This window comes from Sporomusa acidovorans (assembly GCF_900101845.1).
GTDB lineage: Bacteria > Bacillota > Negativicutes > Sporomusales > Sporomusaceae > Sporomusa > Sporomusa acidovorans.
Window position 1 is genome coordinate 22130 of sequence record NZ_FNAM01000056.1, and the last position, 8905, is coordinate 31034.

Annotated in this window: 5 protein-coding genes; all 5 read left to right on the top strand. The window is 43.9% G+C overall.

Annotation, left to right across the window (positions count from 1 at the left end; translation table 11 throughout):
* The first annotated feature begins 327 nt into the window (after window positions 1-327).
* The 5 genes from BLR65_RS24995 to nifJ all read left to right on the top strand — a co-directional run bounded on the left by BLR65_RS24995 (window position 328) and on the right by nifJ (window position 8698).
* Window positions 328-1464, top strand: coding sequence for an acyl-CoA dehydrogenase (locus tag BLR65_RS24995; protein ID WP_093796965.1), 1137 nt, complete (start codon window positions 328-330; stop codon window positions 1462-1464).
* Window positions 1465-1495: 31 nt separating this feature from the next.
* Window positions 1496-2281, top strand: coding sequence for an electron transfer flavoprotein subunit beta/FixA family protein (locus BLR65_RS25000; protein ID WP_093796967.1), 786 nt, complete (start codon window positions 1496-1498; stop codon window positions 2279-2281).
* Between the two features lie 12 nt (window positions 2282-2293).
* Complete coding sequence (locus tag BLR65_RS25005; RefSeq protein WP_093796969.1) at window positions 2294-3499, top strand: FAD-binding protein; 1206 nt, start codon at window positions 2294-2296, stop codon at window positions 3497-3499.
* A 29-nt stretch (window positions 3500-3528) separates the two neighbouring features.
* Entirely contained in the window at window positions 3529-4974 is a 1446-nt protein-coding gene (locus tag BLR65_RS25010; RefSeq protein ID WP_281241584.1) for a 4-hydroxyphenylacetate 3-hydroxylase family protein, read from the top strand.
* Window positions 4975-5176: 202 nt separating this feature from the next.
* Window positions 5177-8698 (top strand): pyruvate:ferredoxin (flavodoxin) oxidoreductase, encoded by a 3522-nt coding sequence (gene nifJ, locus BLR65_RS25015; RefSeq protein WP_093796973.1) that lies wholly within the window; start codon window positions 5177-5179, stop codon window positions 8696-8698.
* Window positions 8699-8905: the final 207 nt, after the last annotated feature.

Sequence of the window (8905 nt, forward strand, 5' to 3'; positions counted from 1 at the left end):
AATAAGGAGAGATAGCTTTAATGCATCTATGGCAATTAGAAGTCTCTTTGGCTAGCTAGTGTTATATCTGGCGGCCATGTCGTCCTGTAGGGGGCACTGCTAAAGTTTATTGCCGCGGCTATTCTGGTATGAGGGCGGTTTGATAGTAATTTTTGACTTTGGAAACAGAACTTAATGTTTTTACCCGGTTTATATGAGGTCGGTGTACCAATTTGTGGCCCATTAATTGCTTGAAAGCTGCCGAATCGTAGCGGGTAAAAGTATAAACTATCAGCCGACTTCTACGAAAGGAAATTTTTAAAAAAATAATTAGGAGGATTTACTACGATGTTTGCATTGAATGAAGATCAAAGGTCAATCCAGACGGCGGCATATGAATTTGCGCAGCAAGAACTAGCAGCAACTGTTGCCGAACGTGATGAAAAGGAAGAATTTTCGAGAGAACTTGCCAATAAAATGGTTGACCAGGGTTTTGCCGGGATCTGCTTTCCAAGTGAATATGGCGGGGCAGATGGCGATATTCTTAGTTATATTTTAAGTGTTGAACAAATTGCTAGAGTTGATGATGGGATGGCCATTACCTTGTCAGCTTCGGTCTCGCTTTGCTCGTGGCCAATCTTTGCGTTTGGAACCGAAGAGCAAAAGAAAAAGTATCTTGAGCCATTGGCTCAAGGAGTAAAATTGGGAGCATTTGGTCTTACTGAACCGAATGCCGGAACAGATGCATCAGCGCAGCAAATGACTGCAGTCAAAGATGGTGATGATTATATTCTTAACGGTAGCAAAATTTTCATTACCAATGCAGGTGAAGCTGAGGTTTATGTTGTGTTTGCGATGACTGACAAAAACAAGGGATCACGTGGGATTTCGGCCTTTATTATTGAAAAGGGAACACCCGGGTTTAGCTTTGGGAAAAAAGAACATAAAATGGGCATTCATACGTCGCTTACTATGGAATTTGTTTGTCAAGATGTACGGGTTTCCCAAGATAATCTTCTTGGTAAAGAAGGAGAAGGTTTTAAAATTGCTATGCAAACTTTAGATGGCGGACGGATTGGTGTAGCTGCGCAAGCACTGGGAATTGCTCAGGGGGCGCTTGATCATGCCATTAAATATTCCAAACAGCGCGAACAGTTCGGTCACCCCTTGTGTAAAAATCAGGCGATTGCTTTTATGCTTGCTGATATGAGTACTCAGGTAGAAGCGGCACGGCATTTGGTTTATCATGCTGCTTGGCTGAAAGATCAGGGATTGACTTATAGCAAAGAGGCTGCCATGGCCAAAATGTTTGCATCCGATACAGCGATGCGAGTTACCACTGATGCTGTTCAAATTTTCGGCGGTTACGGTTACAGTCGGGAATACCCAGTAGAACGCCTAATGCGCAATGCTAAAATAACACAGATTTATGAAGGTACTAATCAGGTTCAAAGAATAGTTATTTCGGCCGCTTTATTACGATAGATTAGAGAATTACGAAAGGAAGTACACAGGAATGAATATTGTTGTATGTGTAAAACAAGTACCGGATACGACCGAAGTTAAAGTTGATCCCCAAAATCACACGCTTGTTCGCCAAGGTATACCGGCGATTGTTAGTCCATTTGACAAAAATGCACTGGAAGAAGCGCTCAAATTACGGGAAAAGCACGGTGGTAAAGTAACTGTAATATCTATGGGGCCCAATCAGGCTGATGCAGCCTTGAAGGAATGTCTCTCAATAGGAGCAGATGATGCCGTTCTTATCAGTGATGCGGCCTTTAGCGGTGCCGATACACTTGCTACGGCTCGCACACTTGCTGCGGCAATCCGAAAACTCGGAAAGGTGGATATGATTCTGTGTGGTAAACAAGCCATTGATGGTGATACTGCTCAGGTGGGCCCGGAGTTAGCGGAACAATTGGGAATAGCAGTGGTCACTTATGTAGCAAAGATCGAAGTTGACGGTAATGTGGTGACAATACAAAGAGAGCACGAAGAAGGGTATATGGTGCTTGAAACAAAGTTACCCGTGTTGGCAACCGTTGTAAAATCTATAAATGTTCCACGTTTAGCTACCATAAAAGGACGGATGAAAGCTAATAAAACTCAGATTGCCGTGTGGACGGCAAATGATATCGATATAGATAGTAGCTTAATCGGTTTGAATGGTTCGCCAACAAGAGTTCATCGCGTATTTGCACCGCCGCAACGAAGTCAGGGAGAAATGATTGAAGGAACAACAACGCGCGATACCGTTAACAAGCTACTTGGAAAATTAACTGATGCCAAACTGATTTAGGAGGTAAGTAGTATGTCGGTTACTATACAACAAGAAAAATGCATTGGTTGCGGTACTTGTACAACCGCCTGCCCATTTGGAGCAATTGAAGCAAATGAAGGAAAAGCCGCTATTAATGCTGTAAATTGTACAGCCTGCGGCGCTTGTGTCAGATCATGCCCGGAAGAAGCCATTGTTCAGAAAGACGCCAATAATGTACAAAGAGAAAAAGTCGATGCAGGTATGTATAAAGGTGTCTGGGTGTACTTAGAACAATTCGAAGGAAATTTACGCCGTGTCGGTCTGGAACTATTGGCGCCTGGCCGGAATTTGGCTGACGAACTGGGTGAGGAACTGGCCGCGGTTATTATTGGTCATAATGTAGAATCATTAGCTAGTAAAGCTATTGCCAGCGGTGCAGACCGGGTTTATCTGGTGGATGATAAGGAATACGCTACCTATAATAACGACAATTATACTTTGGCATTAACGCAAATGATAAATGAACATAAGCCCAATGTCCTGTTGCTTGGTGCCACCAACGACGGGAGGGAGCTGGGACCGCGAATTGCAAGCAAAATGGGAACAGGTTTATGTGCGGATTGTACGAACCTGGGAATTGACCCGGAAACCAAACTGGTTGCTTGGACCCGGCCTGCGTTTGGCGGCAATATTATGGCTACGATTTTTTGCCCGGATCAGCGGCCGCAGATGGGGACAGTTCGCGGTAAAGTATTTAAACCGGCTGAGCCTGACGAAACACGAACCGGTGAAATTGTGCGTGCATGCCCGGAAGTTTCGCGAACTGCGATTCGAACCAAATTGATTGAGATATTAAAGATTGGTGATAATGCTTGTAATATTGAGGAAGCCGAAATTATTGTGGGTTGCGGGCGCGGTATTGGCAAACGGGAAAATCTTAAATTAGCAGAAGAATTGGCTCAGGCATTAGGCGGTGTAGTCGGTGCTTCACGTCCGATAGTAGATTCAGAGTGGATTTCGTCATTACAGCAAGTAGGGCAAACCGGGAAAACTGTAAGTCCCAAAATTTATATAGCTTGTGGCATTTCCGGAGCTATCCAGCATTTAGCTGGTATGAGCTCAGCGGATATTATTATTGCTATTAACAAAGACCCGGATGCACCGATTTTTAAAATAGCGGATTATGGAATTGTCGGTGATGTTCTGGAATTTTTGCCGATATTGACAGACGAAGTTCGAAAATTGAAAGCTAACTAGGCAAAGCAGGAAAAGGAGGAAACATGACAATGATGACTGGAGAACAATACGAGGAAAGTCTGCGAAAAATGAACTTCAAGGTGTATCTGCAGGGGGAACTGGTAAAAAATCCGGTTGACCATCCGATTATCAGACCATCCATGAATTCAGTAAAAATGACGTATAAATTGGCAGAGGATACTCAATATGCCGACCTTATGACGGCTACTTCTCATCTTACCGGCAAGAAGGTCAACCGTTTCTGCCATCTTCATCAAAGTACTGATGATCTTGTAAGAAAAATAAAAATGCAGCGTTTGCTGGGTCAAAGAACAGCTGCCTGCTTCCAACGCTGTGTAGGTATGGACGGTATTAATGCAGTAGCGAGCACTACCTTCGAAATAGATCAAAAGTTAGGCACTAAGTATCATGAACGGTTTAACAAGTTTTTATTAAAAATGCAGGAAGAGGACTGGACAGTAGACGGTGCGATGACTGACCCTAAGGGTGACCGCGGTTTAGCGCCAAGCAAACAAGCAGATCCTGATTTATTTGTGCATGTTGTCGAAAAAAGAGAAGACGGAATTGTTGTTAGTGGTGCTAAAGCCCATCAAACAGGTGCTATCAATTCTCACTGGATTCTAGTAATGCCAACGATTGCTATGACAAAAGACGATACCGATTATGCATTATCTTTCTGTGCGCCGGCAGACGCTGAAGGCATTTATTACATCTATGGACGTCAGTCTTGTGATACTCGTAAGTTGGAAGACGGCGATATTGACGTCGGTAACAAGCAATTCGGCGGTCATGAAGCACTTATGGTATTTGATCATGTATTTATTCCCTGGGAAAATGTTTTCATGTGCGGCGAGTACGAATTTAGCGGTATGTTAGTAGAACGTTTTGCCGGTTACCACCGGCAAAGCTATGGCGGCTGCAAAGTAGGTGTTGGTGATGTGTTGATCGGTGCCGCTGCAGTAGCGGCCGAGTTTAATGGCGTAGCTAAGGCATCGCATATTAAAGACAAGCTAATTGAAATGACTCATTTGAATGAAACCTTATATGCGTGTGGTATTGCTTGTTCGGCTGAAGGGCATAAAACTGCTTGCGGTAATTACCTCATCAATTTACTGCTGGCTAATGTCTGCAAACAGAACATAACTCGCTTCCCTTATGAAATTGCCCGCCTGGCAGAGGATATTGCCGGTGGCCTGATGGTAACCATGCCTTCTGAAAAAGACCTGTGCCACCCGGAAATTGGCAAAGTTGTTGATAAATACTTCCGTGGCGTAGCTTCAGTATCTACGGAAAACCGGATGCGCATTCTGCGTCTGATTGAAAATATTACGTTAGGTACTGCTGCTGTTGGTTACCGGACAGAATCCATGCATGGCGCCGGTTCACCGCAAGCTCAACGGATTATGATTTCACGTCAGGGAAATCTCGAAGGCAAAAAGCAGCTTGCAAAGGCGATTGCTCAAATTAAAGATTAGTTGATGGAGCGTCAGGGGGACTGTTTACTAAGACAGCGTGAACTGTCCCTGACGGGACCAATTGTAATGTTTAACATGTGTTACCTATAAAGCCGGAACTGCGTGTCAGAAAGGAATAGAGCAGCAGAGCACGTATAATATTTGGTTTATAGATTTAAAAAACATTTAAATCAATGAGTTCGTGAATGAGGAGAGGTAAAAAATGTCAAAACGCAGGATGAAAACAATAGATGGCAATACCGCTGCCGCGTATGTGTCATACGCTTTTACAGATACGGCAGCTATTTATCCAATAACACCCTCTTCGCCGATGGCAGAAGTGGTAGATGATTGGTCAGCGCAGGGGAAAAAAAATCTGTTTGGTCAACCTGTTAGGGTTGTTGAAATGCAATCTGAAGGTGGTGCTGCCGGAACTTTACATGGGTGTTTACAAGCTGGCGCGCTAGCAACTACCTATACGGCATCGCAAGGTTTACTGTTAATGATTCCTAATATGTATAAGATTGCCGGTGAATTGCTGCCTGCTGTGTTTCATGTAAGCGCACGGGCCTTGGCGGCTAATGCGCTTAGCATTTTTGGTGACCACCAGGATGTTATGGCTTGCCGGCAAACAGGATTTGCCATGCTGGCATCCAACAGTGTTCAAGAAGCTATGGATTTGGCAGCAGTCGCACATTTATCAGCTATCAAGGGGCGTATACCCTTTATGCACTTCTTTGATGGGTTCCGTACTTCCCATGAAGTCCAAAAGGTTGAGGTATTGGAATACGATGAATTAGCCGATCTTCTGGATATGGAAGCTGTTAAACAGTTCCGGAGTAATGCACTTAATCCTGATCATCCCGTAGTTCGCGGTACGACACAAAACCCGGATATTTATTTCCAAGGCCGTGAAGCAGTTAATAAGTTTTATCAAAAGATTCCCGAGATTGTTGAAAACTATATGCATGAAATAAATAAACTTACCGGACGAAATTATCAGCTTTTCAATTACTTTGGAGCGCCTGATGCCGATAGGGTTATAATCGCTATGGGGTCAGGCTGTGAAGCCATACAGGAAACCATTGATTATTTAAATTCCCGTGGGGAAAAAGTCGGTTTACTTAGTGTTCATTTGTATCGTCCATTTTCAATTGAACATTTCCTCAAAGCAATTCCGTCAAGCGTTAAAAAGATTGCTGTTCTTGACCGCACTAAAGAACCGGGAGCAGCTGGTGATCCCTTATACTTAGATATTAAAAATGCTTTTTTTGGTGAAGCGGATGCACCTGTTATTGTTGGCGGCCGCTATGGCTTGGGGTCAAAGGATTTTACGCCGGCACATGTTGCCGCTGTGTTTGAAAATCTAAAACTTGATGCTCCGCGGAATGGTTTCACGGTTAGCATTATTGATGATGTTACATTTACATCTCTGCCCGAGTACACTATAGATATTGATACTACACCGAGAGGAACTACGTGCTGTAAGTTCTGGGGGTTGGGATCTGACGGGACTGTAGGTGCCAATAAGAATGCTATTAAAATTATTGGTGATCACACCGATATGTATGCGCAAGCTTATTTTGCCTACGACTCCAAAAAGTCAGGCGGTTTGACAATATCTCACTTAAGGTTTGGCAAACGGCCGATCAAGTCAACTTATCTTATTACGAAAGCCGACTTTGTAGCTTGCCATAATCAGACATATGTAGAGCAATACGATGTGCTGGCCGGATTGAAGCCAGGTGGAAAATTTCTTCTGAACTGTTTGTGGAGTAAAGAGGAGATTGAAGAAAATATTCCCGCCGCCATGAAGCGTTATATTGCTACAAATAATATTGAATTTTATACGATTAATGCCGTAGGAATTGGGCGTGAACTTGGTCTGGGTGGACGGATTAATATGATTATGCAATCTGCCTTCTTCAAATTGGCAGAAATAATTCCCTTAGAGGATGCTGTTAAATACCTTAAGGATGCGGTTACCCATTCCTACGGTAAAAAAGGTCAAAATGTTATTGATATGAACTTTGCTGCTATTGAACGAGGCATTAAAGGAATTGTACGGATTGAAGTACCTGCGGAATGGAAAAATGCAACCGATAAGGTTACTGACAAGAAACAATTACCGCAATTTATTGAGCAAATTATGATTCCTATGAACCGCCAGGAAGGCGATAAACTGCCAGTTAGTAGTTTTAATGGCAGAGAAGATGGCACTTTCCCGCTTGGGGTAACGGTTTGGGAAAAACGCGGTATTGCCATCCAAGTACCTGTATGGCAGGCTGATCAATGTATTCAGTGTAACCAATGTTCATATGTTTGCCCACATGCTGTTATCAGGCCGACGTTGGCAACAGATGCTGAGCTAAAGAATGCGCCAGAAGGATTTGTTGTTAAACCGGCAAAAGGAATGCCGGGTTTGAATTTTCATCTAGCTATTTCAGCTCTTGATTGTACTGGCTGTGGGAATTGCGTTGATATTTGTCCGGTAAAAGAAAAAGGACTGGCAATGGAACCACTCGCCAAACAACGTCCTTTATGTGAAAAAGTATGGGATTTTGCCGGTACCATTTCTACTAAGCCGCTTCCTGCCAACCAGCGTATGACTGTGAAAAATAGTCAGTTCGCTAAACCATTAATTGAGTTTTCGGGTGCTTGCGCAGGTTGCGGTGAAACGCCGTATGCCAAATTAATTACCCAGTTGGTGGGGGATAGAATGATGATTTCCAACGCTGCTGGCTGTTCGACAGTGTGGAGTGCCAGCGCTCCGTCCATATCTTATACAACCAACGAACGTGGTTGTGGTCCGGCCTGGGGATTCTCCCTATTTGAAGATAACGCCGAATATGGATTTGGCATGCATGTCGGTGTTGCGCAGATTAGAAGGACATTGGCGGGCAAAGTGAAGGCAGCTTTGCAAAATGATCTCAGCGAAAGTCTAAAAGCCGCTATGGAGGAATGGCTAGCGCATATAGATGAAGGAGAAGGTACAAGGGAGCGAGCTGACCGTTTAATTGCGGCGCTAGAAGTTGAACAAAACCGGGATGCTCTTTTACAAGCAATTTATGACCAAAGGGATTTTCTGGTAAAACGTTCCCAATGGATTTTTGGCGGTGACGGCTGGGCTTATGATATCGGTTATGGGGGCCTTGACCATGTGTTGGCCTCAGGTGAAGATATCAATGTGCTTGTATTTGATACCGAAGTTTATTCTAATACAGGCGGACAATCATCCAAAGCTACGCCGACTGCTGCGATTGCACAATTTGCTGCTAGTGGCAAGAAAACACGTAAGAAAGATTTGGGCATGATGGCAATGTCATACGGGTATGTATATGTGGCTCAGATTGCCATGGGCGCCGATAAGAGTCAAACCCTAAAAGCTATTTCTGAAGCAGAGGCGTATCCTGGTCCATCACTTATTATTGCCTATTCACCTTGTGCCAATCATGGTATCCGTGGTGGCATGGGCAAAAGTCAGGCCCAGGCTCGCAAGGCAGTAGAAGCCGGGTATTGGGCATTGTATCGCTATAATCCTCAACTGAAGGAAACCGGTAAAAATCCATTTAATCTGGATTCGGCTGATCCTAGTGCAAGTTTCCAAGAATTCATTAAGAGTGAAGTACGCTATTCGGCGCTGCTCAGGCAATTCCCCGATACTGCACAGAAGTTGTTTGATAAAGCGGAAAAAGATGCTAAGGATAGACTGGCAACATATAAACAGTTGGCCGCACAGTATTAAAAAAATTAATGAGGGGAGCGGGGCGGTTTTGCATTTATCATTTGGTAAACCGTGAGCCTGTTGTGGGTAAGTGACGAATAGCAAATATGAATTTGTTGGATTAGAATGAAGCGGGGTGAAGTTTTCTGCAATCAGAAAAGATGACCGCTGCGAAGCGCGGCCTGGTAATGGTCATTACCGGTGACGGCAAAGGAAAAACAACGGCTG

Coding starts and splice junctions, on each gene's coding strand:
- BLR65_RS25010 (WP_281241584.1), top strand. CDS start 3,529: ATGATGACTGGAGAACAATACGAGGAAAGTCTGCGAAAAATGAACTTC.
- BLR65_RS24995 (WP_093796965.1), top strand. CDS start 328: ATGTTTGCATTGAATGAAGATCAAAGGTCAATCCAGACGGCGGCATAT.
- BLR65_RS25000 (WP_093796967.1), top strand. CDS start 1,496: ATGAATATTGTTGTATGTGTAAAACAAGTACCGGATACGACCGAAGTT.
- nifJ (WP_093796973.1), top strand. CDS start 5,177: ATGTCAAAACGCAGGATGAAAACAATAGATGGCAATACCGCTGCCGCG.
- BLR65_RS25005 (WP_093796969.1), top strand. CDS start 2,294: ATGTCGGTTACTATACAACAAGAAAAATGCATTGGTTGCGGTACTTGT.